This window comes from Arthrobacter sp. P1_H7 (assembly GCF_056405215.1).
The window spans coordinates 26357-51122 of the sequence record NZ_JBFUCO010000011.1 but is presented as its reverse complement, the minus strand read 5'-3'; the positions used below and the strand labels follow the sequence as shown (position 1 = coordinate 51122).

The window sequence follows — 24766 nt, the reverse complement described above, 5'->3', positions numbered from 1 at the left end:
CTCGACCATCAGATCCAGTCAAGTGTCGCGGTCCACGGTCCAACCGAGCCGCATCCAGCGCCGCGAAAAGACCTCCAGCTCACCGAAGGCCAGCGCGCACCGGACGCGGCGGCTGGGCGGGTCAAAACGGAAAATGCGCATAGAAGGTTGCCCTGGTGGTGCCCACGGCAGCGGAAATGTCATCCACTGTGGTGGCGGCGAACCCCTTCTCCTCGAAAAGCTGCAGCCCTTTGTCGAGAAAAAGCCGGCGGGTCATCTGCTTTTGAGCGTCCCGAATGCTTGCCACGTCCCCAGATTAGTCCCCTGATTCACCACACTCGTTCACTTGATGCTGTGTTCAGGCACTGAACCGACATAGGCCGCCAGATGCTCGCCGGTGAGGGTGGAGCGGGCGGCGACGAGGCTGCCGGGCGTGCCCTCGAAAACGATCCGGCCGCCGTCGTGCCCTGCGCCGGGACCGAGGTCGATGATCCAGTCGGCATGCGCCATGACCGCCTGGTGGTGCTCGATGACGATGACCGATTTGCCGGAGTCCACAAGGCGGTCGAGGAGGCCCAGCAGGTTCTGGACGTCGGCGAGGTGCAGGCCGGTAGTGGGCTCGTCAAGGACGTAGACATCACCCTTCTCCGCCATCTGGGTGGCGAGCTTGACGCGCTGCCGCTCGCCACCGGACAGCGTGGTGAGCGGCTGGCCGAGGGTGAGGTAGCCGAGCCCGACGTCGACGAGCCGGTCGAGGATCTTGTGGGCCGCCGGGGTGCGGGCCTCCCCTTCGCTGAAGAACACCTCGGCCTCGGTCATGGACATTGCCAGCACTTCGGCGATGTTGCGCCCGCCCAGCCTGTATTCCAGGACTGACGCCTGGAACCTCCTGCCCTCGCAGTCCTCGCAGGTGGACTCGACGGTGGCCATAACGCCGAGTTCGGTGAAGATGACGCCCGCGCCGTTGCAGGTCGGGCAGGCACCTTCTGAGTTGGAGCTGAACAGCGCCGGCTTGACGCCGTTGGCCTTGGCGAACGCCTTGCGGATCGGTTCGAGAAGGCCCGTGTAGGTCGCAGGGTTGCTGCGCCGGGATCCCTTGATGGCGCCCTGGTCGATCACCACGACACCGTCGCGGCCGGCCACCGAGCCCTGGATCAGCGAGCTCTTGCCCGAACCCGCGACCCCTGTGACCACGCACAGCACGCCGAGCGGAACGTCGACGTCGACGTCCTTGAGGTTGTGCGTCGACGCGCCCCGCACCTCCATCGCGCCTGAGGGCTTTCGCACCGATTCCTTGACCTTGGCCCGGTCATCGAGGTGGCGGCCGGTGATGGTGTCACTGGCCCGCAACCCCTCCACCGTTCCCTCGAAGCAGACGCTGCCGCCCTCGGTGCCGGCGCCGGGGCCAAGGTCAATGACGTGGTCGGCGATGGCGATGGTTTCCGGCTTGTGCTCGACGACGAGCACGGTGTTGCCCTTGTCCCGCAGCTGCAGCAGCAGCTGGTTCATCCGTTCGATGTCATGCGGGTGCAGGCCGATCGTCGGCTCATCAAAGACGTAGGTGATGTCTGTGAGGGACGAGCCCAGGTGCCGGATCATTTTGGTGCGCTGGGCTTCTCCGCCGGACAGGGTGCCCGCCGGGCGGGCCAGCGAGAGGTAACCCAGCCCGATTTCGGCGAACGAGTCGAGCAGATGCTGCAGGCCTTTCAGCAGGGGTGCGACCGAAGGCTCGTCGAGCTCGCGGATCCATGCGGCGAGGTCGCTGATCTGCATCTCGCACAGGTCGGCGATGTTCTTGCCGTGGATCTTCGCTGACCTGGCCTCCGGGCTCAGCCGGGTGCCGTCGCACTCGGGGCAGGTCTGGAACGTGATGGCGCGCTCCACGAAGGCCCGGATATGCGGCTGCATGGCGTCGACGTCCTTGGACAGCATCGACTTCTGGATCTTCGGGATCACGCCCTCGTAGGTCAGATTGATGCCCTCGACCTTGATCTTGGTGGGCTCCTTGTAGAGGAGGTCGTGCATTTCCTTCTTGGTGAACTTCGCGATCGGCTTGTCCATGTCGAAGCCGGCGCCGCTGAAGATCCGGCCGTACCAGCCGTCCATGCTGTAGCCGGGGATCGTCAGCGCACCCTCACTGAGGGACTTGCTGTCGTCGTACAACGCGGTGAGGTCGAAGTCGGAAACCGAGCCCATGCCCTCGCAGCGCGCACACATGCCGCCCAGATAGACCACATCGCGCACCACGCTTCGCTCGACCCGGCCGCCGGCTTTCTCGGTACTCATCACGCCGCTCGCCTTGCGCGTCGGTACGTTGAAGGAGAAGGCGGTAGGTGGCCCGATGCGGGGCACGCCCAGGCGGCTGAAGAGGATCCGGAGCATGGCGTTCGCGTCGGTGGCGGTGCCGACCGTGGACCTGGGGTTGGCGCCCATCCGTTCCTGGTCAACGATGATCGCCGTGGTCAGCCCCTCGAGGTGGTCCACCTCGGGCCGCGCCAGGTTGGGCATGAAGCCCTGCACAAACGCGCTGTAGGTCTCGTTGATCATCCGCTGCGACTCAGCGGCGATGGTGGCGAACACCAGCGAACTCTTGCCGGAGCCGGACACACCGGTGAACACCGTCAAGCGGCGCTTCGGGATCTCGACGCTGATGTCCTTGAGGTTGTTCTCCCGTGCGCCCTGCACGCGGATCAGATCGTGGCTGTCCGCTTCATGCAGCGCAGGCGACTGCGTGTCCGTGCTCGTGGCAATGCTCATCGTGTCTCCATCTGTAAGGCGGGGCAGCCCCAAACGGTCCCCGTCGTCGTCGACTGGCTCTATCTAACCAGCTGGCAGCTGGTCCGGCGGTCCCGGCCGTCGGACAGCTCAGAGCGGCTGCTGGATGCGGATCAGGTTGCCCGCGGGATCGCGGAAGGCACAGTCGCGCACCCCGTAGGCCTGCTCTGTCGGTTCCTGGACCACCTCGGCACCGTTGGCCTGCAGCCGCTCGAAGGTGGCATCGACGTCCTTGGTGGCCAGGAGGATTCGCGCATAGGTGCCCTTGGCCATCATCTCGTCGATGGTGCGGCGCTCTTCGTCCGTGACGCCGGGATCGGCGGCCGGCGGCTCCAGGACGATTGATGTGCCCGGCTGGCCGGCCGGGCCGACCGTGATCCAGCGCATCCCGCCGTAGCCGACGTCGTTGCGGACCTCGAAGCCGAGGGTGTCCCGATAGAAGGCCAAGGCGGCGTCGGGATCGTTGTGTGGAAGGAAACTCGCATGAATGTTGATGTCCATGAAAATCATGCTAGTTGCGGTTCGGGGTCCGGCACTTCTCGATTCCTGACCGGTCTGGTGACCTGTTTCGCGACGCAGGAGGGCATCCCTGCGGTTGCACGGGCAGCCTCGCGCCGGTAGACGCTGGGCGGCACGCCAACCAGTTCGGTGAAACGGGTGCTGAACGTGCCCAGCGACGAGCAACCGACCGTGAAGCAGACCTCGGTGACGCTCAGGTCGCCGCGGCGCAGCAGGGCCATCGCGCGTTCGATGCGCCGCGTCATGAGATAGCTATACGGCGACTCGCCGTACGCCAGCCGGAACTCGCGGCTGAGGTGCCCGGCGGACATGTGGGCGCCGCGGGCGAGGGCCTCGACATCCAGCGGCTGTGCGTACTCCCGGTCCATTCGGTCACGGACGCGGCGCAACCGCGCGAGGTCGCGCAAGTGCTGCGCCCGGTCGGGTTTGCTGGTCACATGTGCGATCGTGCTACGTCGTGCCGAAGTTGTCCAGCCCGGAGGTGTGTCCCCGAATCTCCGGGCTTTCCATTGTCTTTGGCGGCGGGCTCACTGAGAATGAACCATGACGGTCTACCTGAGGTCACTGGAAACTGCAGTCCCGCCAACCATCCTGGTCCAGCCCGAGGCCAGGGCCGTGTTCGCCGCCCAGCCGGGCCTCACCCGGCTCGGTTCCCGGCTGGTCAACACGTGCTTTGACTCCGCAGCCATCGACACCCGGCACACGGCGGTGGAGGAACTGACGGCGGACAGCCAGGCGGAAAACCCCCAGTTCTTCGACCCCGCCACCGGCTTGGTGCTCAGCCCCAGCACCAAAATCCGCAACGGCATTTTCGCCACGGAAGCGACCAAGCTCTTCATTGAGGCCGCCCAAAAAGCCCTGGAGGCCTGTCCGGGTGTCGATGCGCCGGACATCACCCACCTGATCACGGTCTCCTGCACCGGATTCTTCAATCCCGGCCCGGACTACAAGATTGTCCGTGCCCTCGGCCTCAACCCGGCCGTCCAGCGGTACCACCTCGGCTTCATGGGCTGCTATGCAGCCTTCCCGGCGCTGCGGGCCGCGAAGTCCTTCTGCGAGGCTGATCCGGATGCGACGGTGCTGGTGGTCTGCGCCGAACTCTGCTCCCTTCACGTCCGGACCTCCAATGATCCGGACACCATCATGGGATCGGCCTTGTTCGCCGACGGCGCCGCGGCGGCCATCATCACCGCGCGGGACATCCCTGGCGAATCTGCCCTGCTGCGGCTGGACCACTTCGAAACCGTCCTGACGCCCGTCGGGGAGGACTCGATGGCCTGGAACATCGGCGACGAGGGCTTCGAGATGGTGCTGGGCAACTATGTCCCGCACATCATCGATGACCACATCATCGGCGCGCTCGAACCGCTCCTGTCCCGCGACAGCTCGCTGCAGGGGCTCCCCTACCGGGAGATCCAGCACTGGGGCATCCACCCGGGCGGCCGGAGCATTCTGGACAAGGTCCAGTCCAGGCTGGAGCTCAGCGACGAGCAGCTGGTCCCGGCCCGCGAAACCCTCCGGAACTTCGGCAACATGAGCAGCGCCACCGTCCTTTTCGTCCTCAAGCACATCCTCGAGCTGCCGGCAGCGGACGACGCCGCAGACGACGCCGGCCCCGGCGCGGAACGGATCTGCTCCATGGCCTTCGGCCCGGGCCTGACGGTTGAGACGGCGCTCTTCACCCGGCTGGCTATCCCGCGGCCCGGCGCGGCTCCGCGGCAGGAGCCAGCGGCGCAATCAGCGGAACCGGCCGAATCAGCGCCGTCAGTAGCGGTGCGGGTCTGAAAGCGGCCACGCTGAAACCGTTCAGCGCGAAGCAGGGCCCGGAACGCCTTCGGGCCGCCCTCCTGCGGGACCGCGCGTCAGACGCCGTCGAGGAAATGGACCTGCCGGGCTGCGACCCCGGCCGCCTGGAGCGCACGTACGCCCAGTTTGCGCTCGTCAACCGTGCCATCGCCGGCTGGCGCGGCATCTATCGGTCCCGGATCCGGCCCCGGCTGTCCACTGCCTCCGCCACGTCCCTGCTGGATATCGGGTGCGGCGGGGGCGACGTTTCCGTGCTGCTGGCCCGCTGGGCAGCCCGGGACGGACTGCGTCTGGAGGTCACCGCCATTGACCCGGATCCGCGGGCGATCCTGTTCGCCCGCGCCCGCCACGCGACGGCGGACGTGACGTTCCGCCAGGCGGCCAGTGCGGAGCTGCTCGAAGAGGGCAACCGGTACGACCTCGTGGTGTCCAACCATGTCCTGCACCACCTTGACGGGCTGGAAGCGTTCCTGGCCGAGTCGGCCCAGTTGTCCCGTGGCACCGTGGTCCACAACGACATTCGCCGCAGCCCCGCCGCCTACGCGCTGTTCTTCGCCGGTTCCTGGGTGCTCACCGGCTCCTATATCCGGCGGGACGGGCTGACCTCGATCCGGCGAAGCTACACCGCCGCGGAGCTGGCCGCCGCCGCTCCCCCGGGCTGGACGGCTGCCCGCCACACTCCCTTCCGGAACCTGCTGCTGCACGACACTCCCGACGGCGGCCACCCGGACAGGTCCGCTGCCCGTGGCTGACGTGCTGATCATCGGTGCCGGCCCGGTGGGACTGTTCATGGCCGCGCTGCTGCTGCAGGACGGCGTGGAGGTGCAGGTCCTGGAACAGCGGAGCGCACCGGAACCGCAGTCGCGTGCCATCGGCATCCATCCGCCGGCGCTGGCCGCGCTCGCGGGAACCGGCGTTGCCGGGGACCTGATTGCCGAGGGGGTCCAGATCCGGCGCGGCATGGCCCTGGCCGGCGGAAAATGCCTCGCCCGGATGTCCTTTGCCGGCGTCTCGGACCGCTTTCCGTTCGTCCTGTCCCTGCCCCAGGCCCGTACTGAGGCGCACCTGGAACGGCGGGTCAACGAGCTCGGCGACGGCGCCCTGCACCGCGGCGTCCGCCTCACCCGGCTCTCCGACGACGGAGGCCGGGTCAGCGTGGAAGCCGACTCCGGGAGGGGCACCTTGCGCTATTCGGCGCCGCTGGTCATCGCCGCCGACGGCGTGCGCTCCACCGTGCGGGCCCTGCAGGGCATCGACCTGCGCGTGAAAGAGTACCCGGACAGCTACCTCATGGGTGACTTTGCGGACGCGACCGGGTTCGGTCCGGACGCCGCACTGTTCCTCTCCGGCGCCGGCATCGTGGAGTCGTTCCCCTTGCCTGGCCGGCTCCGCCGCTGGGTGGTCCGGCTGGGCACCGGCGACGCCCCGGCCGGCGGACCTGCAGCCGGCGGACCATCAGCCGGCCGTCCCGGCGCGGACGCCCGGTGGCTTATGCGCTGCGTGCGCGAGCGGACGGGTCTCGACATCGACGCCGGGACCAACAGCATGCTCAGCCGCTTCGGCGTCCGCACGCGCCTGGCCCGCCGGATGGTGGCCGGACGGGTGGTGATGATCGGGGACGCGGCCCACGAGGTAAGCCCCATCGGCGGGCAGGGCATGAACCTGGGCTGGCTTGATGCGGCCGCGCTGGCACCGATCGTGTCGGCGGCCGTGCGCGGCCAGGAGGTGGGAGGCGCCCTGAAGACCTTTGAACGGACCCGGTTGCGGGCGGCGGCCAGGGCGGCACGCCAGGCCGAAATCAACATGGCCCTGGGCCGGCCCCTCACGGACCGTCTCTTGGCGCTGCGGAACCGTGGCATCGCAGGCGTGGCCGCGGTTCCGCCGGTGAATTCCCTGATCGCCCGCCGTTTCACGATGCAATAGGCAGCGCAGGCGTCTGCGATCGAAATCCCCTTTGGCCGCGGCCACCTTCTTGACCTGGAGCCGTCTATTGAGGGCAGTGTGACGCCACCGTGTGACGGGTTTGCCCCGGAATAGACTGTGCGCATGGACGGACTTCCCGTGACGCGCGGACTTCCTGTGACGCGCGGCGCCGCATCCTGTTGGGGGTTGCGGGTAGCTGCTGCCGCGGTGCTGCTGGGCACGGCGGCGTCATGCAGCACCGGTACGGTCGGGGGCACCGCCTCCCCGGCAACCGCAACCGCGACGGCGTCGGCGACCTCGAACTCCACAGGCCCTGTGACCGCGGAAATCAGCCAGTTCCGCGACAACTACAGCAAGCAGATCATCGAAATCCAGCTCACGAACACCACCGGCCACGCCCTGACGGTCCTCGGCGCGGAACTGACCAGCCCTCTCTTCGCCGCCCCAATCACCTGGCCCGCCCGAACCGGCGGGATCGAGCTTCCGCCCGGACAGCCCAAGAGCCTGCCGGCGCCGCTGCCCGCCCCGGATTGCGGCACTTCCACCGGGCCTGAAGCCGGGGCGGGAGGCACCTCCGGGGGTGCGGGAGACGCCCGTGTATCCCTGCGGCTGGCCACACCGGAAGGAGCCGTGCCGGTCCCGGCCATGGCCCCGGTGGCAGACCCGTTCGGCGTCCTGGCGCGGAACAATTCGGAGCTGTGCCTGGCCCGGGAAGCCTCGGCCGTCGCCACGATCGCGCTGGCCCAGGAGCTTGAGGTCGCCGCGGACGGTCGGACCGCCGTCGTGCGTCTGCTGCTGCAACCGCGCGCCGCAGGAGGGGCCGGTGAACTGGTGATTGACCGGATTGCGGAAACCACGCTGCTGGCCGAGGCCGGACAAGCCCCGTGGCCCCGGTCGGTGACGGTCCGCGCCGGCGGGGCCCCGGCCGAAGTACGCCTCGGCATCAGGCCCTCCCGCTGCGATCCCCATGCAGTGGCCGAAGACAAGGTGGGCACGCTCCTGCCGCTGCAGGTCAGGGTTGCGGGCCGCGAGGGAATTTTGAAGATCGACGCCGGCAACCAGCTTCGCGGCCGCATTTACGACTTTGTTACAAAGGCGTGCGGGCGCCAGTAGTCTGGGGGCATGCCCTTTGACGCCAGGCCCACCGACTTCAGCGCCGCCCGGATAAGCGAGACTGTCCAGGAGATCCTGAGCACGGGCATCCTTCCGCCGATTGTCCAGGCCGGACATCCGGTGCTCCGGCACGTGGCGGCGCCGTACGATGGCCAGTTGACTGATGCCGAACTCGGTCACCTCATCGACCTCATGCGCAGCGTGATGCACAAGGCCCCGGGTGTGGGCCTGGCGGCCCCGCAGCTGGGGATACCGCTGCAGCTCGCCGTCCTGGAGGACCAGTTCGACGTCGATCCCGACGTCGCTGCCGTCCGCGGGCGGGAGCCGCTGCCGTTCTTTGCCATGCTGAACCCGAGCTATCGTCCCCTGGGCGCGAAGTCCGCGGCGTTCTACGAAGGCTGCCTCTCCATTGGAGGCCTGCAGGCAGCCGTAGTGCGGCCGGAATCAGTCCAGCTCGACTTCACGGCGCCGGACGGCACGAAACTCCAACAGACTTTCTCCGGCTGGCAAGCCCGGATTGTCCAGCATGAAACCGACCACGTGCACGGGATCCTCTTCCTTGACCGGGCCGAGCTGCGCTCCATCAGCAACAATGCCGAATACTCCGCCCGCTGGGCCCAACCGGACATCAGCCTCGCCCGGCAGGAACTCGGGTTCCTGCCGGACCCGGCCGAGGACTAGGGCAGGAGACTGGGGCTGCAGACTAGGGCTGCGGTGCCGGATTCGTTGCGGACGGCAGGTAGCGGGCCCACCACTTCAGGATTTCATCGAACCGCTGCTTCCGGTGGTGCGGCGTGCCGGAGCGGGACAGCTCATGGTTCTCGCCCGGGAAGACCAGGAATCCGGTCTCGACCCCTTGCTGCTTCAGGGCGGTGAAGTACCGCTGCCCCTGTTCCACGGGACACCTGAGGTCCTCCTCGCTGTGAATCACCAGCGATGGCGTCCGGACGTGCTCCACGCGCGCCATGGGACTCTGGGCTGCCATTTGCTCCGCCGACGGGCCGGTGTATTCGCCGCCGAAGAACCAGCCGATGTCGGAAGAACCCGTGAAGCTGACGGGGTCCAGGAAACCACGCTCGACTATGGCCGCGCGGAAACGGTGGTCGTGGCTGATGGTCCATGCCGTCAGGTAGCCGCCGTAGGATCCGCCCATGATGCCCACATTGGCGGCGTCCAGATCCTCGAACTTCTCCACTGCCCCGTCAAGGAACGCGAGGACGTCCTGCATGTCCACTGTTCCCATTTGTTCCTTGATGGACCGGCCGTGTGCCTGGCCGTAGCCGGCCGAACCCCGCGGATTGCACATGAGCACGGCGTAACCGGCCCCCGCATAAACCTGCGCTTCGTCGAACAACGCCCCGCTGAACTGGGCAAAAGGGCCGCCGTGGATGTTCAGCAATACCGGGTGCGGGCCCGGGCCCGCCGGCTTAACGAGCCAGCCATGGACCGGGTACCCGTCGGCCGAGGGCAAAGTCAGTTCCTGCGGCTCACTGATCCCCGCCACGCTCCGCAGCTGGGCGGAGAAATCCGTCAGGCGGCGCACCTGCCCGCCCTCGAGCCCGGCAAGATCACCGGCCGTGGTCGAATCGCTGAAACTCGCCACGAGCCTCCCGCCGCCTTCCGCGGCGCCGGTCACCACCCGGTTGCCTTCCAGGAGGACGGTGTGGCCGCCCGTCGCGAGGAACTCGTGCAGCTCCACGGTTCCCCGCGCATTGTTCAGCACCAAGGCCCCCGCACCGCCGCGCAGCTCGATCCAGCTGCCGCCGGACAGGTCCATCGTCTCGGCATCGCTGAGCGCCGTGGCTTCTCCCCCGGCGGCAGGCATCGCGTAGAGGGCGGTGTTCCTGGCCACGAAGTCCCGGCCGGATGCGCCGAGGTCCTGGGCGAGGAAGAAGAGCCACTGCCCATCCGCGGATTGGCGCACGGCGCTGATGCTCTGCCGTCCGGCATCGGCCGGCAGCACGGCCTGAGGCTGCCCTCCGGCGGCGGGAATCGCGTAGATTCCGCTGACAAGGTCCGTGTCCCGCCCATCGTGCAGGGCCGCGGTGAAGTAGATGGTGCCGCCGTCGGCGCTGAAGCTGGCCCCGCTGTGGTCCGCTGCTGCGGTGGTGAGTTGTTTGGCGGCCGGCAGCAGCCCGGCTGCATTCTCCGCGGGATCGGCCGCGGTGCCGAGGGCCTTCAGGGCGCGTCCGGCCGGGGCCACCTTCGGTTCGGCGCCAAGCTGCGGCACCTCGAGGATGAACAGTTGCAGCGGCTTGTCGGCGGTGTAGCCAAGACCGTTCATCCGGTACTGGAAATCCGTGATCAGCCGGGCGTCCTCGCTGCCCGCACCCACGCCGTCGACGCTGCCGTACCGGCCCTCATCGGGCGTCCTGGCGCTGAAGAGAATGCTGCGGGAATCAGGCGACCAGGTGAAGGAGCTGACCCCCAGCGGGGCCGCCGTCAACAGCTGGGGTTCGCCGCCGGCGGCTTCCACCACGAACAGCTGCGGCTTTCCGCCGGCTGCCGCACGCAGGAACCCAAGGGCCCGGCCGTCGGGTGAAAAGTCCGGTGCGGTGTCGCGGAAGCCGCGGGTCAGCCGGCGCGGCTTCGGGTCCGGGCTGTTGAAGTCCGGGTTGTTGAAGTCCGGGCCGTCCGGACCCAGGGGCACGGTCCACAGCTGGCCCACGTAGGCATCGGCATCGAAGTCAGGGCGGATCACGGAAACCACCGCGCGGGAACCGTCGGGGTGCACGGCCGGGGCGGACACGGAATTGAGCAGCGGAAGATGTTCAGATTTCACGAGTGCGAGCCTAGCCCGTGGCGCGGCCGCTGTGAAACACCTCACGTTGCGCCGGTGCGGCGCGGCATGCCGCGGGGTGCCCTGTCCGCCGCGCCCTGACCGGGGTGCACGGGCCCCGGCGCCCGCTCCGCGCGGCGGACCCCGGATCCGCGCATAGGATGAACGCTATGCCTGCCGCCGCCGATCTTCCCCTCTTGTGCCCGGTGTGCCGCAATGGCCTCCGGTTCACCGGCGGCGGCCGCACTCTTGTGTGCGGCGCCGGCCACAGCTTTGATGCGGCCCGGCAGGGCTACTTCAACTTCCTGGTCGGCAAGGGGACTGTTTTTGAATCCGACAGCGCAGACATGGTGGCGGCCCGCTTCGATTTCCTCTCCGCCGGGCACTATCAGCCGCTGGCCGATGCCATTGCCGGGCTCGCCACACCGGCGCTCCGGGAAACCCCCGCCGGCCGGCCCCTCGTGCTCGACGCCGGAACGGGCACTGGCCACTACCTCAGGGCCTTGCTGGACCGGGCCGCTGACAATGTTCCGGCCGCGGCAATCGGCCTGGACATTTCCAAGTTCGCGCTGCGCCGTGCAGCCAGGCTGAACCCCGAGGCTTTGAACCTGGTCGGGGATGTCTGGCAGTCGTTGCCGGTGGCGGAGAACGCCGTCGACGTCGTCACCGTGATCTTTGCGCCGCGCAACGCGCCTGAGTTCGCCCGGGTGCTCCGCCCCGGCGGCCGCCTGGTCGTGGTCACGCCGCGGCCCGGCCACCTGGCGGAGGTAGCCGACCTGGCCGGGATGCTGGGGATCGAGCCGGCCAAAGACGAGCGGCTCGCCGCGTCGCTGGGCCAGCACTTCACGCCCGTCGAGGCAACTGATCTGGACCTCGTTTTGGCCCTCGGTCCGCGCGACGTCGCCAACCTGGCCTACATGGGACCGGCCGGCCATCACCTGGACCGTGCCGCACTCGCCGCCCTCGAGGCCGCGCTTCCGGAGCGGACCGCTGTCTCGGCCCGCTTCCGGATCAGTGTTTTTCAACCCATCCGCTGACCATTCCGCCGCGGCACCTCATCGCCGGGTGCCGTCCGGGACGCCCTGAAACCACCCCCCGGCAAGGGAACCGGCGCGGAAGACCAGGGCGGGGAAGCGGCCCGCGAAATAACGACTTGGCCACTTTGATCATCAATTCCCGCCCGCCGGTCCCAGCTATTGCCCTTCCGCTTAGGATGGAATCACAGTACTGGGGAACTGTGCCTGCAGCTCCCGGGACTCAAGGGGGAATTGATGTCTGAATGGTTGATCGAGAATTGGTGGGCGTTGTGGCTCACACTCTTTCTCGTGTTTGCCGTGGTCGAGATGATCACACTCGACCTGTTCTTCATCATGCTCGGCGGCGGCGCTCTCGCCGGGCTGGTAGCGGACTTTGCCGGCGCCGATCCGTGGCTGCAGATTATCGCCTTCTGTGTGGTGTCCCTGCTCATGATCGGCTTCGTCCGGCCGGTGGCCCTCAAGCATCTCCACCATGGCCCGGCGGATCGGCGCACCAACATCGAACGCCTGATCGGCGAATCCGCCGTCGTCATGGAGGCTGTGAGCGAAAACGGCGGGCTCGTCAAGATTGGCGGGGACGTCTGGAGTGCGCGGTCCGAATCGGGAGTGCTGGCGCCCGGACAACAGGCTGTGGTCAGCGCCATCGAAGGGGCCACCGCGATCGTGGCCCCGCAACCGGAATCCGCCATCCAATAAGGGACACCGCAAGGCGGGAACTGCCGTCCCGCCGGCGTCGGAACTGCCGGTGCGAGACTAAAACAAAACAACTGGGGAATAGGTGATGTATGGATATCGCAGTCGCAATTGTGCTGCTGGTACTAATTGTGTTCGTCATTATTGTGCTGGTCCGGTCGGTCCGGATCATTCCACAGGCCCGGGCCGGCGTCGTTGAACGGCTGGGCAAATACCAACGCACCCTGAATCCCGGACTTACCCTGCTGATCCCGTTTGTGGACCGCTTGCTGCCGTTGCTCGACCTGCGAGAGCAGGTGGTGTCCTTCCCGCCGCAGCCCGTCATCACCGAGGACAACCTGGTGGTCTCGATCGACACCGTCGTCTATTTCCAGGTCACGGACGCCCGGGCCGCCACCTACGAGATCGCCAACTACATCCAGGCCGTGGAACAGCTGACCACCACCACCCTGCGCAACGTGGTTGGCGGCCTCAACCTGGAGGAAGCGCTGACCTCGCGCGACCAGATCAACGGCCAGCTCCGCGGCGTCCTGGACGAAGCGACCGGACGCTGGGGCATCCGGGTCTCCCGGGTGGAGCTCAAGGCGATCGATCCGCCCCACTCCATCCAGGACTCGATGGAAAAGCAGATGCGGGCCGAACGTGACCGCCGCGCCGCCATCCTGACGGCCGAGGGCACCAAGCAGTCCGCAATCCTCACCGCCGAAGGCCAGCGCCAGTCCTCCATCCTGAAAGCCGAAGGCGACGCGAAGGCGGCGATCCTGCGGGCCGACGGCGAGGCCCAGGCCATCCAGAAGGTCTTCGACGCGATCCACAAGGGCAACCCGGACCAGAAACTGCTGGCCTACCAGTACCTCCAGACCCTCCCGAAGATTGCCGAGGGGTCCTCGAACAAGCTGTGGATCATTCCCAGCGAGGTAGGCGAGGCGCTCAAAGGGATCGGCAGCGTACTGGGTGCAGGGGCGGTGCAGGAGCAGACGGCCTCGACGCCGGACGTTGCTCCGTACTCACCGCCCGCGGCAGCCGACGGCCAGGGCAACCTGCCCTGAGCCTGCTCCCGCTTCCGGCGGGTGGGGGGGGGCCTGCCAGTTTAAGTCCGGGCCAGTCGGGTACAGGTTACGCAGTCCGCGCCGCGGGGCTACTCGCTTTACCTCGCATGCACCACTCCCGTATACTTGAATATTTGTCCGGTCAGTTCAGCCGTCCGGAACAAAAACGCTCCGCACAGCGTTGATTCCAATGACGTTCCAAACAGTTTTGTCCACTGGTGACTGTCATCTGGCCGGGCCACACCGGGCCAGGTACGGTACAACGCGGTGCAACCAGAAGTCCGGCGCCTGACGGTCCCCGGACACCGCAGGGCTGGACCCTGCGAACCGAATAGAGGGAGAAAAGATGAGCGATCGCAGCCTGCGGGGTATGCGCCTTGGCGCACAGAGCATGGAGACCGAATCCGGCGTCGAACCGGCTCCGCGCCAGCGGGTTGAATACCGTTGCGAGGACGGCGAACAGGTGTTCGTGACGTTCTCCTCGGAAGCCGAAATCCCCCCGGTCTGGGTTTCGAAGACGGGCAAGGAGGCGTTGCTGGTGGACGGCGAACGCCCTGTCAACAGCAACGAGAAGGCAGTGCGCACGCACTGGGACATGCTGTTTCGATGCGGGCCCGGCCCTTGTTCTGTTCCGGCGCCTGCGTCCTCTGGAGCTGCACCCCCCTGCACGCGCACCGAGGACCGGGAGTCGGCATCAGCCCGGGGTGAAGACGCAGAACTCGTTGCCCTCCGCGTCGGCGAGGCAGACCCAGGGCACATCGCCTTGGCCGACGTCGGCGTCGGTGGCGCCCAGAGCCCGCAGCCGGGCCACCTCCGCCCCTTGATCATCACCCGGGTACGGCCTCAGGTCGAGATGGACACGGCCCCACACGGTCTTCCCGCCGGGCGTGCGGAGGAACTCCAGATACGGCCCGACACCCTTGGCCGAACGCAGCCTCGCATGATCGCCGGTGACCTCGTGCAGGGTCCAGTCCATCGCCCCACCCCAGAAACGGGCCATGGCCCGCGGGTCTGCGCAGCTGACCACCACCGCGGCGATCGGCCCGGTGTCCTGGTAGATCGGGCGGGGCTCCAGCACACGGAACAGGTTGCCCTCCGGGTCGGCCAGAAGCGTCCACGGCACAGCACCCTGGCCCGCGTCCGCGGGCGTCGCGCCGAGTTCCAACAGGTGCGCGACCAGCTGAGCCTGATGGGCCTCAGAGGTGGTGGCGAGATCGAGGCGCGCCCGGTATCTCACCGTCTCGGGGTCCGGGACGGTGACAACATCGACGCAGACGGCGGCGGGGTCCGGCCAGACGAATCCCAGGGGTTCAACATTGGTAACACCGGGTCCCTCGCTGGAAACACCCCAGCCGAGTGCCTCGGCCCAAAACCGGCCGAGTGCTGAGTCATCCCGGGCCTTGAAATTCACCTGAACAAGTCGCAGCGCCATACCGCCCGAGCCTATACCCAGGAAATGCCCGATCCGGGAGACACGCCTTAGGCGTCCTGCTTGCCCCGAAGCTTGTTCCAGCGCGCCGTGAGTCCCCACTTGGTGACGTTGATCATGGCTTCGACGACGATGTTGCCGCTCATCTTCGACGCGCCGAGCTCGCGCTCGACGAAGGTGATGGGCCGTTCCACGATGGTCAGGCCGAGCTTGGCCACGCGCCAGGCCAGATCCACCTGGAAGCCATAGCCAACCGAGTCCACCGCATCCAGGTTCAGCTTCTCCAGCGTGGTCCGGCGGAAGGCACGGAAGCCGCCGGTGACGTCCTTGATCTTCACTCCGAGCATGATCCGCGCGTACGTGCTGCCGACGCGGCTGATGGCCTGGCGGTAGAGCGGCCAGTTGACCACACTGCCGCCGGGCACCCAGCGGGAGCCCATGGCAAGGTCCGCGCCCTGCTCCACGGCCTCGATCAGCTGGGGCAGCTGCTCGGGCTGGTGCGAGCCGTCGGCGTCCATCTCCACGAGGATGTCGTAGCCGGCCTCCAGGCCCCACTTGAAACCCGCAATGTACGCCGCTCCCAGACCGGCCTTTCCGGCGCGGTGCAGGACGTGGACCTGGCCGTCTTCGGCGGCCATGCGGTCCGCCAGCTGCCCCGTGCCGTCAGGGCTGTTGTCGTCGACAACCAGCACGTCGGAGGCGGGCACGGCTGTGCGCAGGCGTCCGAGGGTCTTGGGCAACGATTCCAGCTCGTTATAGGTCGGGATGATGGTGAGGACACGCACAGCGAGGCCTTTCCTTGAAGGGAGCGGTCGGTGCGCCGAAAGTCATTCGTTCTTCAGGCGCAACTTCCCATTATAGGGAGTTGCGAGCCCGGGAGGGGCCGTGTGACCACCCGGGCAGGTCCACCCGCTTCGGGCCAGTTACGGCAGGCCGCGAATTGCGGCGCCGGAACCGTTTTCTGCTGCGAAGTGGACCCGCCCCCTGGGGGTGCCCGTGGTCATGACCAAGTGAAGCTCCCGCGCGTGCGGCAACCTGGGATGGACCGGGGACTGCCGGAGTCTGCGCCGTACGCAACCCTCCGTTGCCCCTCAATGCTACGGGGGCGGCCTCATCTGTCAACCGAGCCGTGACCTGCCGTTTTGTCTGTCGGTGCAGTTCAGGGCGGGGTCGCGGGCGGCAATGTTTCCGCTCCGCCGGCTGGATGACGTGCCGGTTGAGGCCCTGCGCGGCCGGCCGGGTGAGGCGCCGTGTGTTCAGGCGCCGAGGGCGCCGCTGGCGTAGAGTTCCTGGCCGTCCCGTACCGTCAGGAGGCAGGCAGGATCGCTGCCGGTGTCCAGCGCCGGCAAGAGCGGGGTGCGGGCGCGCGGGTCGGTGCTCCACGACTGCACGCGCCCGTCGGCCACCTGGACCATGAGCTCCTCGACCTCCCAGACCGCAAAGCTGGCCGGAGCCCCCGGCACCAGTTGCCCGGCCATTGGGTTGGGGTAGCGGGCTGCCCGCCAGCCGGCCCGCGTGTGGCCAAGGAACGCGGCGCGGGCGGAGATCTGTTCGGCGGGATTGGTGTGCTGCAGGCACGCGCGCACACTGGACCACGGCCGCAGTGGCGTCACCGGGCTGTCGCTGCCGAAGCAGATCGGCACACCGGCTGCGTAGAGGCTGCCAAAGGCATTCATTCCGAGCCGGCGGGAGCCGAGGCGCTGCTGGTAGAGGCGGTCCCCGCCACCCCAGAGGGCGTCGAAAACCGGCTGCGCGCTGACGCTGACCGAATAGTGGGCCAGCCGGCTGATCGCGGCGGCATCCGCGAGCTCGACGTGCTCGAACCGGTGCCCCGCGGCGCGGACGCGCTGCTCCCCCACCTCAGCCGCGGCGAGGTCGAGGGCGTCGAGGGCCGCGTCCAGGCCGGCGTCGCCAATCACGTGGAAACCCGCCTGGATCCCCAGGAGCGAGCACGCGGCGAGGTGGGCGGCGGCCTCGGCCACGGAGAGGTACAGGTTGCCGCGCTCTCCGGGCGCGTCGGTGTAGTCCTCCCGCAGGAAGGCGGTCCGTGAGCCGATCGAGCCGTCGATGTTGAGGTCGCCGGCCAGGCCCAGCACGGGCAGTCCCAATCCGTCCAGGATGGACTGGGCATGTTCGGCGGACGCGGCGAGCTCGCCCCAATACGGCAGGATCTCCGGCACTGCCCCGCCGGTCACACCGTTCGGGCCACCGCCGGAGTTGCTGTTCCAGGCCACCGCGAGCCGCAGGTCCTCGATGCTTCCGATATGCGGCGCGGCCATCTCGGCGACGGCCACGTAGCCGTTGGCCGCAGCCTCTGCGAGGGCACGCTGCTGGTAGGCGCGCAGCGCGTCGGCCGGCAGCTGGCGGGCCGCCAGGCGGGCCGCGGTGTGGGCCGCCCGTTTGACCTGGCTGCCGGCGCCGCCGTCGAGCCCGTCCAGTCCGGCCGACGCGGCCAGGGAGTTCGATACCAGGGCCGAGTGGACGTCCACGCGGGAGAGGTAGACATGGCGGCCGCCGGCCGCGCGTTCGATTTCGTCCCGGGAGGGCAGGGTGGGATCGGCCCAGGTGGTCTCATCCCAGCCGTGGCCCAGGACGGCACCGTCCGCGCCGGAAGCGGAAACGCCGAAGCCGGCAACGGCCTCGAGCAGTTCAGCGGCGGAACGCACCCCGGCCAGCTGCAGGCCCTCCAGGGCGATTCCGGTTTCCGTCAGGTGGACGTGGGAGTCGACGAAGCCGGGGGCCAGGAGGGCGCCCTGCAGATCGACCACCTCCATCGAGGCGTCCGCGATGGACGTGGCGGCCTGTTCGGAACCGACCCAGGCGACCGTGTCGCCGTCGACCAGCATCGCAGTCGCAAAGGGATCAGCCGCCGTGTAGACGGAGCCGTTGCGGTACAGCGTGACGTTGCGGGGGGCGGGGGCGGCCGGCGAATCGGTCATGGGGCGGGTACTCCTTGTTACTGGTGGCCGGCCCAGCGCCGGCGGTTCGAAAGTCTGGAAAGACTCGTTAGTGGTCCAGGGAGCGGGCCGGTCCGGCCCGCTCCCTACGCCACGGAGGAATAGGCGACGACGCCGCGTTTGACGAGTTTGATGGCGTCCGCGCACAGCCGCGCAATCCGGGGGTCGAGGTTCGGGATGTCGGCGAGCTGGTCCAGGAGGTCGATCACCTGTTTGACCCAGCGGACAAAGTCGCCCGCGGCCAGGTCGGTGCCGCTCAGCACGTCCTGGAGGTGCCTGCCCTTGGCCCATTTGAAGATCGGCCAGACGAGGCCGAGCTCAGGCTCGCCGGTGAGGGGCAGCTTGTTGGCTTCCTCGATATCTTCCAGGGCGGACCATTCGCGGACCACGGTGTCGACCGCGGATTCCAGGGACACGCTCGGCATCTTGGGCCGCAGGCCGCGGTCCTCACGCTTGGCCTGGTAGACGAGCACACTGGCAAGGGCGGCGATCTCGGCGGCGTCGAGGTCGTCGAAGGCCCCCATCCGCAGGGACTGCGAAATCAGCAGGTCCTTTTCGCCGTAGATCCGCCGCAGGCGTTGCCCGTCCGGGCTGATGGACAGCACGCCGGCGTCCGAGGTTTCCAGGTAGCCGTAGCCCGTCAGGACGCCGCATACACGGTCGAACGTCTTGGCGATGGTGTTGGTCCGGCCTTGGATCTGGCGGATGAGCCCGTCCGTTTCCTGGCGGAGTTTCCACCAGCGTTCGGACCACCGGGCATGGTCCTCGCGTTCGCTGCAGCCGTGGCACGGATGGGCGCGGAGCTCCCGGCGCAGCTCGGCGATCCGCTTCTCCTGGTTGGGTGCCGCGGAGGCCCGGCCGAAATCGTCGTCGCGCCGCGGCGGAGCCGGCGGCCGGTGCTCGCGGATGGCGTTGCGCACCGAGGACGCCAAGTCGCGGCGGGACTTGGGAACCTTGGCGTTAAAGGACTTGGGAATCCTGATCCGCGTGATCGGCGACAACGGCCCTTCGACGTCGTGCAGGCCGATCCGCCGGAGCTGGTTGTCCAGCGTCATGACGGCGGGGCGGGGCTCGCGCGATTCGTGGTCGGAGCTGAGCACCACAGCCAGTCCCGGCGACTTGCCGGCGGGAACATCCACCACGTCACCCGGTAGCAGCCTGCTCAGGGAGTCCTCGGTCAGGGATTTCCTGGCCCGGGACGTGCTCCGGGAGGCCATGGTCTCGGCATCGCCCAGGGCCCGCCGCAATTTCGCGTATTCGGTGAAATCGCCCAGGTGGCAGGTCATGGCCTTGCTGAACCCGGCAATGGATTCTTCCCGGCTCCTGACCTGCCGGGCCAGGCCCACCACGGAGCGGTCCGCCTGGAACTGGGCAAAGGACGATTCGAGGATCTCCCGGGCGCGCGCCCGGCCGAACTGCGCCAAAAGGTTGATCGACATGTTGTACGTGGGCCGGAAGCTGGAGTTCAGCGGGTAGGTCCGCCGTGAGGCCAGGCCGGCGACAGCTGCCGGATCCGTGCCGGGTTGCCACAGCACGACGGCGTGGCCCTCGACGTCGATGCCGCGGCGGCCGGCCCGGCCCGTCAGCTGGGTGTACTCCCCCGCAGTGATATTGACATGGGCTTCGCCGTTGAACTTGTCCAGCTTTTCCAGCACGACGCAGCGGGCCGGCATGTTGACGCCCAGGGCCAGTGTTTCGGTGGCGAAGACGGCCTTGACCAGCCCGTCGACGAACAGCTTCTCCACAACCTCCTTGAAGGTCGGCAGCATACCGGCGTGGTGGGCGGCGAGCCCCCGCAGCAGGCCGTCCCGCCAGCTCCAGAAGCCGAGAACATCGAGGTCGTCCGAGGGGATGGCCTGGGCGGCCTCGTCGACGCGCTGGGCGATGATCTGTTGTTCCCGCTCGGTGGTCAGCCAGAGTCCGGCCGCGACGCACTGGGCCACGGCGGCATCGCAGCCGGCCCGCGAGAAGATGAACGTGATGGCCGGCAGGAGGTCCTGCCGGTCCAGGCTGGCGATGACCTGCGGCCGGCTGGCCTTCCGCACCGGGCTGCGCTGGGCGCCCTGCGGTTCGTCCCGCTGGCTGCGTTGCTGCCGGCGCTGGTTGCGTCCGCCGTGGCCGAAGCGGCCACGGAAATTCATCTGGCTCTCGGCCCGGGCCATGGACAGCAGTTCAGGGTTGACCTCGAAGCCGGCCCGCCCGGGAACTTCTGCCGTGACGGCAGCCGAGGAGCCGCTGCCGGCGGCGGCACTGACGGTAACGGCGCCGCCGGCTACGGCCTCGGCGGCTGCCTCGCCAGGCAGCGCGATCTCGTCAAAGCTGGTGTCACCGGCAAACAGGTCCACGATCTTCCGGCCCACCATGACGTGCTGCCACAGCGGCACCGGGCGGTGCTCGGAGACGATCACGTCGGTCTGCCCGCGGACGGTGTCGAGCCATGCACCGAACTCCTCGGCGTTGGAGACCGTGGCACTCAGGGAGGCCACCTGGACCTCGCTGGGCAGATGGATGATGACTTCCTCCCACACCGCGCCGCGGAAGCGGTCGGCGAGGTAGTGGACCTCGTCCATGACCACGAAGCCGAGATCGTCCAGGGTGTCCGAATCGGCGTAGAGCATGTTGCGGAGCACTTCGGTGGTCATGACCACCACCGGGGCGTCGCCGTTGATGCTGGTATCACCGGTGAGCAGGCCCACCTGGGCGGCGCCGTACTTGGCGGCCAGCTCGGAGTACTTCTGGTTGCTCAGGGCCTTGATGGGGGTGGTGTAGAACGCCTTGAGCCCGCGCTGGAGGGCCAGATAGATGGCGAACTCGCCCACGATCGTCTTCCCGGCGCCGGTGGGGGCGGCCACCAGCACGCCCCGGCCGGCCTGCAGGGACAGGCAAGCCTCGCGCTGGAAGTCATCGAGTTCAAATTCGAGCGAGCGGATGAACCCGCCCAGGTAGGTCTTGGCTTCAGCAGCCCGCTCGACGCTGGCGCGGTAACGTTCGGACGGTGATTCCGGCCCGGGGTGTGACGACATGCTTCCAGCCTAGTGCGCGAAAGGCTAGAGATTCTCCAGCTCGGAGCTGGGGGTGGCCTGGTCGGCAGTGGCTTCGGTCTCCGCGTCGCGTTTGACGGCGCGCCGCTCGCGCCGTCGGTCGTTGAGCAGGCACAGCCCGATCGCGGCGAAGAACAGCGCCAGCATGGGCCCGGCCAGGTAGAACATGCTCATGGCGTCGGCGCCGGGCGCGGCCATCGCGGCAAACAGGCAGACCAGGAAAACCGTGATCCGCCAGCTCTTGACGAGCTGCTGGCCCTTGATGAGGCCGGCCAGGTTTAGCCCGAACAGGACCACCGGGAGGAGGAAGGCGATGCCGAAGGCGAGCAGCAGCCGCAGCACGAAGGACAGGTATACCTGGGCGCTGATGAAGTTGGAGCCGCCCGACGGCGTGAAGTCGGTCAGGACGCGCACCGCGTTGGGTAGCACGAGCCAGGCCAGCAGGACGCCGCCGACGAACAGCGGCACGGCCGCCGCCACGAAGGACAGGGCCAGGCGGCGTTCCTTCTTGTGCAGCCCGGGCACAATGAAGGCCCAGAGCTGGTATAGCCAGACGGGGCTGGCGATGATCAGGCCCAGGAACACCGAGACCTGGATCATGAGGTCGAACGAACTCGCGACGCCGTCAAAATTCAGGGTGGCCTGGCGGCCTTCGTGTTCGTTCAGGTCGCGGATCGGCTTGATCAGCGCCGCCAGCATTGGCTGGTAGACAAGGAAACCCACTACCGTCCCAAGGACGACGGCGATTGCCGCCTTGAAGAGCCGGTTGCGCAGCTCTTTGAGGTGGTCGAGGAGCGCCATCCTCCCCTCGGGGTTCGATCGACGGCTCATGGTTACTGCCATGCGGTCTTAGGCGCGGGTCGACGGCGGAACGTCGGTTCCGTCGCCCGTGCGGCTTTCCGGTGCGCCGGCCTGCGGGTGGTTGATAACCCGTCCTTCAACCGGCTCGGAGCCATCCTTGGCATCGGTGGTGCCGTCCTTCTTCATTTCCCGGACTTCCGACTTGAAAATGCGCATCGACTGGCCCAGGCTGCGGGCCATGCCCGGCAGCTTCGGCGCAGCGAACAGCACCAGTGCCAGAACGATGATGATGATGAGATGCCAGCCTTCAAGCCTCATGTGGAGAGGTCCTTTCGTTTGAATACATCCTATGTCTAACGCGTTTCGATGTCGCGCAGCGCCTGTGGTTGACCGCGGTCCTTCTTGCGTTGGATGCGGCGCAGCCGGCGGGCGTTTTGCCGGGCGAGCTTGGATGCGTGGTAATCATGTCGCATCCGCGCGGGCGAGGCAAAAATGGCGTCGCCGGGCACCGGCCGAAGGGCTTCGTCCGCGCCGGCCGGGTCACTGGCGCCGGCCGCAGAACCGGTTCCTGTTGTACCGGCTGGGCCTGCTGGTGCGGGCAGGGTGGAAAAGCGGTCCGCGGCTTCACCCAATTCCGAGAGCGTCGTCGTGGCTTGCCGGAACAGCCGCAAGCCGAGCACGCCGAAGAACAACAGCGACAACGCGACCAGCGCTATCCAAATCACGATCCAGGACCACCAAGGCATGCAGATCAGTCTATCGGGCGATCCGACGAGGCTTCGTATTGCGTCAGGGCCGCGGCGAGCCACTCCCGCGACGCGGCCGCGAGGGCCTCCGGCTGCAGGATCCGCACCATCCCGCCGTGCTGGGCCACGAACATCGGCAGCCAGTCCGTGCTGCCGAACCGGATTTCGGCGAGCATCCCGCCGCCGGGCAGGGCCGCGGTCCGCTCGGCGTAATAGTCGTCAGCGAGGCCGGTGCCGCGGGGCGCGAGTTCCACCACGACCACCGTGTCGTCGTCGTTCGGGGTGAACAGTTTCACCGGAAAGCTTTCCGCGGGCTTCGCCGCCGCGGCCGCCGGCCGGCCGTTGGGCTCAAGGGCTTCGATCCTGTCCAGCCGGAAGTTGCGGAGGCCCTGGGCGGAGTGGCAGTACGCCTCGAGGTACCACGTGTTGTCCAGCGAATAGAGCCGCAAGGGGTCCACGTCGCGTTCGGACACGGCGTCGCGCTGCGGCGAGAAGTACCGCAGGTGCAGCTGCGCGCCGGATTCGAGGGCCGCGCGGGCGGTATCGAGGGTGGCGGAGTCGCCGGGGGCGACCTCGGGGCCGGAGAGCGCCGCCGCTTTGACGCCCTCCTCCCCCGCCGCTGCCATGAGTTTGAGCGTCACCGATTCCAGTGCGCCGCCTTCGGCGAGCTCGGGCAGGCTGTTGAGGGTCTCCAGACCGGTCAGGAGCGCGCAGGCCTCGTCCACGGTGAACCGTACGGGGTGGGTCATGTCCAGGGCCTGGGTGATGAAGACGTGGTCATCGTCCCACTGGATGTCCAGCAGATCGTCGGGGTAGCCTTCCGGCAGGCCCGAGCAAATCAGGATCCGCAGGTCGTCCTCGAGCGCCTTGCGGGTGATGCCAAACCTGGCGGCGACCTCGCTGATGTGCAGTCCCTGGTTGTGGACAAGGAAGGGCACGAGTTGCAGCATCCGCTTGAGCTGGTCTTCCGAGGTGCTTTTGCGGGTGCGGCCGGCGCGGGCCGCCTCCGGGAAAGCCACGTCCGGCAGGGGCCTGTCGGCGAATTCGGCGGCTGCCGTGAGGCGGCGGCGGACGGCGCCGGCGAGTTCGGGAGGTGAAATCACGGTGACGCGGGGACCGTAGGAGGCCAGCTCCTCGCCCAGGGTCTCGGCGTCGCGGAAGGGCACCGCGAGGCGGTCCGTCCCGGCCGCGGGCCCTTGTGCTCCCTGTTCCGGAGCCTCCGGTTCCGGAACCCCGGCCCCCGGCGCTGCGGCTGCCGACGTTGGGGCTGGAAGCGCTTGGGCACGTTTGCGGAGGCCCAGGAGCCGTCCGTGCTCGACGTCGACCACGGCATGCTGTACCGGCAATTCGGCCAGGCCGGCCAGCTCGGCGCGGACGTTGAACCCGGCGGGCGGCGTGAAGCTCTCCTTCTCCAGGACGGTCACTGCTGACGTCAGGCGGGACAGGCGGAAGAACCGTTTGTCCCCCCGGCCCCGGTCGTGGCCGACGAGGTACCACTGGCCGAAGCGGCTGCCCAGGCCCCAGGGCTCCACCAGCCGTTCCTGCTCCTGGCCCGTGCTGCCGGCGAGGTAGCTGAACCGGACCGGGTGCTGGGCGTGTATAGCGGCAACCAGGTCCTCGAAGGCCTGGCCGGCGGGGCGGATGCGCGGCTGGACGCCGGTGGGGAGTTCGGCGTCAACGAGGCCGCCGGCAGCCTGCAGCTTCCGGACCGCGTCCACGGCGGCGGAGCCGAGGGCGGCGTGCTCCCAGAGCTGGGCCGCGAGGATGAGGACTGTGCACTCTTCGGGCGTGAGGCTGACGTCGGGCAGCCGGTTCGATTCCTTGCCGATCCGGTAGCGGGTGGTTGCCGGGTCGTCGGAACCCCAGCCCGTGTCCATCACGGCCTCGACGTCGAAGCCAAACTGGCGCAGCTCGCCCTTGTCGCGTTCGAACATGCGGCCGAAGGCGACGTCACTGCTCGTGGTGTCGTGGTAGACCTTGTCGCGCAGTTCGCTGCGGCGCAGGCCGTACTTGGTGTTGAGCAGGGCGATGAGCAGGTTCAGGAGGCGTTCTGTACGTGAGGCGGACACCCCGCAAGGGTACTAAAGCCGGTCCCGGAAAATGACGAAAGCGCGGCAAC

21 protein-coding genes and 1 pseudogene are annotated in these 24766 nt (G+C 68.1%); 9 read left to right on the top strand and 13 right to left on the bottom strand.

Annotation, left to right across the window (positions count from 1 at the left end; translation table 11 throughout):
- Nucleotides 1-121 precede the first annotated feature (121 nt).
- From AC1DXI_RS12425 to AC1DXI_RS12410, 4 genes are all read right to left on the bottom strand, one after another.
- A complete protein-coding gene (locus AC1DXI_RS12425) occupies nucleotides 122-286 on the bottom strand; it encodes a TetR/AcrR family transcriptional regulator (RefSeq protein WP_476938877.1) in 165 nt (54 codons plus the stop codon).
- Between the two features lie 35 nt (nucleotides 287-321).
- Nucleotides 322-2736: an ATP-binding cassette domain-containing protein gene (locus tag AC1DXI_RS12420; protein ID WP_476938876.1), complete on the bottom strand. Its 2415-nt coding sequence runs from the start codon at nucleotides 2734-2736 to the stop codon at nucleotides 322-324.
- A gap of 108 nt (nucleotides 2737-2844) precedes the next feature.
- On the bottom strand, nucleotides 2845-3264 hold the full coding sequence (locus AC1DXI_RS12415) for a VOC family protein (protein ID WP_370121446.1): 420 nt from the start codon (nucleotides 3262-3264) through the stop codon (nucleotides 2845-2847).
- The gene (locus AC1DXI_RS12410; protein WP_370121449.1) at nucleotides 3261-3710 is read right to left on the bottom strand and encodes a helix-turn-helix transcriptional regulator; all 450 of its coding nucleotides are present in this window, start codon (nucleotides 3708-3710) and stop codon (nucleotides 3261-3263) included. The genes AC1DXI_RS12415 and AC1DXI_RS12410 overlap by 4 nt, the downstream gene beginning before the upstream one ends.
- Before the next feature lie 106 nt (nucleotides 3711-3816).
- Here AC1DXI_RS12410 and AC1DXI_RS12405 point away from each other — a divergent pair, with 106 nt between their 5' ends.
- The 5 genes from AC1DXI_RS12405 to AC1DXI_RS12385 all read left to right on the top strand — a co-directional run bounded on the left by AC1DXI_RS12405 (nucleotide 3817) and on the right by AC1DXI_RS12385 (nucleotide 8796).
- Nucleotides 3817-5058, top strand: a complete 1242-nt coding sequence (locus tag AC1DXI_RS12405) for a type III polyketide synthase (RefSeq protein WP_476938875.1) — start codon at nucleotides 3817-3819, stop codon at nucleotides 5056-5058.
- Between the two features lie 95 nt (nucleotides 5059-5153).
- The gene (locus AC1DXI_RS12400; protein ID WP_476938874.1) at nucleotides 5154-5831 is read left to right on the top strand and encodes a class I SAM-dependent methyltransferase; all 678 of its coding nucleotides are present in this window, start codon (nucleotides 5154-5156) and stop codon (nucleotides 5829-5831) included.
- The gene (locus tag AC1DXI_RS12395; RefSeq protein WP_476938873.1) at nucleotides 5824-7002 is read left to right on the top strand and encodes an FAD-dependent oxidoreductase; all 1179 of its coding nucleotides are present in this window, start codon (nucleotides 5824-5826) and stop codon (nucleotides 7000-7002) included. Before AC1DXI_RS12400 ends, AC1DXI_RS12395 begins: the two co-directional genes overlap by 8 nt.
- A gap of 123 nt (nucleotides 7003-7125) precedes the next feature.
- Nucleotides 7126-8115, top strand: coding sequence for a hypothetical protein (locus AC1DXI_RS12390; protein ID WP_476938872.1), 990 nt, complete (start codon nucleotides 7126-7128; stop codon nucleotides 8113-8115).
- A 9-nt stretch (nucleotides 8116-8124) separates the two neighbouring features.
- Nucleotides 8125-8796 carry a peptide deformylase gene (locus AC1DXI_RS12385; RefSeq protein ID WP_476938871.1) on the top strand — a complete coding sequence of 224 codons (672 nt, stop codon included), beginning with the start codon at nucleotides 8125-8127 and terminating at the stop codon, nucleotides 8794-8796.
- Nucleotides 8797-8818: 22 nt separating this feature from the next.
- Here the strand turns inward: AC1DXI_RS12385 and AC1DXI_RS12380 are convergent, their stop codons facing one another.
- Complete coding sequence (locus AC1DXI_RS12380) at nucleotides 8819-10897, bottom strand: S9 family peptidase (RefSeq protein ID WP_476938870.1); 2079 nt, start codon at nucleotides 10895-10897, stop codon at nucleotides 8819-8821.
- A 167-nt stretch (nucleotides 10898-11064) separates the two neighbouring features.
- Here AC1DXI_RS12380 and AC1DXI_RS12375 point away from each other — a divergent pair, with 167 nt between their 5' ends.
- The 4 genes and pseudogenes from AC1DXI_RS12375 to AC1DXI_RS12360 all read left to right on the top strand — a co-directional run.
- Nucleotides 11065-11931, top strand: a complete 867-nt coding sequence (locus AC1DXI_RS12375; RefSeq protein WP_476938869.1) for a methyltransferase domain-containing protein — start codon at nucleotides 11065-11067, stop codon at nucleotides 11929-11931.
- 234 nt (nucleotides 11932-12165) lie between these two features.
- Nucleotides 12166-12627: an NfeD family protein gene (locus AC1DXI_RS12370; RefSeq protein ID WP_476938868.1), complete on the top strand. Its 462-nt coding sequence runs from the start codon at nucleotides 12166-12168 to the stop codon at nucleotides 12625-12627.
- Nucleotides 12628-12716: 89 nt separating this feature from the next.
- Nucleotides 12717-13673 (top strand): SPFH domain-containing protein, encoded by a 957-nt coding sequence (locus AC1DXI_RS12365; RefSeq protein ID WP_476938867.1) that lies wholly within the window; start codon nucleotides 12717-12719, stop codon nucleotides 13671-13673.
- Nucleotides 13674-14019: 346 nt separating this feature from the next.
- Nucleotides 14020-14274 (top strand): annotated as a pseudogene (locus tag AC1DXI_RS12360) (RNA polymerase-binding protein RbpA); the annotation flags it as partial.
- Nucleotides 14275-14367: 93 nt separating this feature from the next.
- Here the strand turns inward: AC1DXI_RS12360 and AC1DXI_RS12355 are convergent.
- From AC1DXI_RS12355 to AC1DXI_RS12320, 8 genes are all read right to left on the bottom strand, one after another.
- Nucleotides 14368-15105, bottom strand: a complete 738-nt coding sequence (locus AC1DXI_RS12355) for a VOC family protein (protein ID WP_476938866.1) — start codon at nucleotides 15103-15105, stop codon at nucleotides 14368-14370.
- A gap of 47 nt (nucleotides 15106-15152) precedes the next feature.
- Nucleotides 15153-15887, bottom strand: coding sequence for a polyprenol monophosphomannose synthase (locus AC1DXI_RS12350; protein WP_476938865.1), 735 nt, complete (start codon nucleotides 15885-15887; stop codon nucleotides 15153-15155).
- Nucleotides 15888-16358: 471 nt separating this feature from the next.
- On the bottom strand, nucleotides 16359-18041 hold the full coding sequence (locus AC1DXI_RS12345; protein ID WP_476938864.1) for an amidohydrolase: 1683 nt from the start codon (nucleotides 18039-18041) through the stop codon (nucleotides 16359-16361).
- A 104-nt stretch (nucleotides 18042-18145) separates the two neighbouring features.
- On the bottom strand, nucleotides 18146-21082 hold the full coding sequence (locus AC1DXI_RS12340; protein WP_476938863.1) for a DEAD/DEAH box helicase: 2937 nt from the start codon (nucleotides 21080-21082) through the stop codon (nucleotides 18146-18148).
- 24 nt (nucleotides 21083-21106) lie between these two features.
- Nucleotides 21107-21901 (bottom strand): twin-arginine translocase subunit TatC, encoded by a 795-nt coding sequence (gene tatC, locus AC1DXI_RS12335; RefSeq protein ID WP_018772899.1) that lies wholly within the window; start codon nucleotides 21899-21901, stop codon nucleotides 21107-21109.
- A gap of 48 nt (nucleotides 21902-21949) precedes the next feature.
- Nucleotides 21950-22219, bottom strand: a complete 270-nt coding sequence (gene tatA / locus AC1DXI_RS12330) for a Sec-independent protein translocase subunit TatA (protein WP_018772900.1) — start codon at nucleotides 22217-22219, stop codon at nucleotides 21950-21952.
- A 35-nt stretch (nucleotides 22220-22254) separates the two neighbouring features.
- Nucleotides 22255-22647 carry a hypothetical protein gene (locus tag AC1DXI_RS12325; protein ID WP_476938862.1) on the bottom strand — a complete coding sequence of 131 codons (393 nt, stop codon included), beginning with the start codon at nucleotides 22645-22647 and terminating at the stop codon, nucleotides 22255-22257.
- 5 nt (nucleotides 22648-22652) lie between these two features.
- On the bottom strand, nucleotides 22653-24716 hold the full coding sequence (locus AC1DXI_RS12320; RefSeq protein ID WP_476938861.1) for a helix-turn-helix transcriptional regulator: 2064 nt from the start codon (nucleotides 24714-24716) through the stop codon (nucleotides 22653-22655).
- Nucleotides 24717-24766: the final 50 nt, after the last annotated feature.

Bases quoted from the DNA above. Each gene is read 5' to 3' on its own strand.
- AC1DXI_RS12390 (WP_476938872.1), top strand. From the start codon at position 7,126: ATGGACGGACTTCCCGTGACGCGCGGACTTCCTGTGACGCGCGGCGCC.
- AC1DXI_RS12370 (WP_476938868.1), top strand. From the start codon at position 12,166: ATGTCTGAATGGTTGATCGAGAATTGGTGGGCGTTGTGGCTCACACTC.
- tatC (WP_018772899.1), bottom strand. From the start codon at position 21,901: ATGGCGCTCCTCGACCACCTCAAAGAGCTGCGCAACCGGCTCTTCAAG.
- AC1DXI_RS12385 (WP_476938871.1), top strand. From the start codon at position 8,125: ATGCCCTTTGACGCCAGGCCCACCGACTTCAGCGCCGCCCGGATAAGC.
- AC1DXI_RS12415 (WP_370121446.1), bottom strand. From the start codon at position 3,264: ATGATTTTCATGGACATCAACATTCATGCGAGTTTCCTTCCACACAAC.
- tatA (WP_018772900.1), bottom strand. From the start codon at position 22,219: ATGAGGCTTGAAGGCTGGCATCTCATCATCATCATCGTTCTGGCACTG.
- AC1DXI_RS12365 (WP_476938867.1), top strand. From the start codon at position 12,717: ATGGATATCGCAGTCGCAATTGTGCTGCTGGTACTAATTGTGTTCGTC.
- AC1DXI_RS12345 (WP_476938864.1), bottom strand. From the start codon at position 18,041: ATGACCGATTCGCCGGCCGCCCCCGCCCCCCGCAACGTCACGCTGTAC.
- AC1DXI_RS12405 (WP_476938875.1), top strand. From the start codon at position 3,817: ATGACGGTCTACCTGAGGTCACTGGAAACTGCAGTCCCGCCAACCATC.
- AC1DXI_RS12355 (WP_476938866.1), bottom strand. From the start codon at position 15,105: ATGGCGCTGCGACTTGTTCAGGTGAATTTCAAGGCCCGGGATGACTCA.
- AC1DXI_RS12400 (WP_476938874.1), top strand. From the start codon at position 5,154: ATGGACCTGCCGGGCTGCGACCCCGGCCGCCTGGAGCGCACGTACGCC.
- AC1DXI_RS12420 (WP_476938876.1), bottom strand. From the start codon at position 2,736: ATGAGCATTGCCACGAGCACGGACACGCAGTCGCCTGCGCTGCATGAA.
- AC1DXI_RS12325 (WP_476938862.1), bottom strand. From the start codon at position 22,647: ATGCCTTGGTGGTCCTGGATCGTGATTTGGATAGCGCTGGTCGCGTTG.
- AC1DXI_RS12340 (WP_476938863.1), bottom strand. From the start codon at position 21,082: ATGTCGTCACACCCCGGGCCGGAATCACCGTCCGAACGTTACCGCGCC.
- AC1DXI_RS12375 (WP_476938869.1), top strand. From the start codon at position 11,065: ATGCCTGCCGCCGCCGATCTTCCCCTCTTGTGCCCGGTGTGCCGCAAT.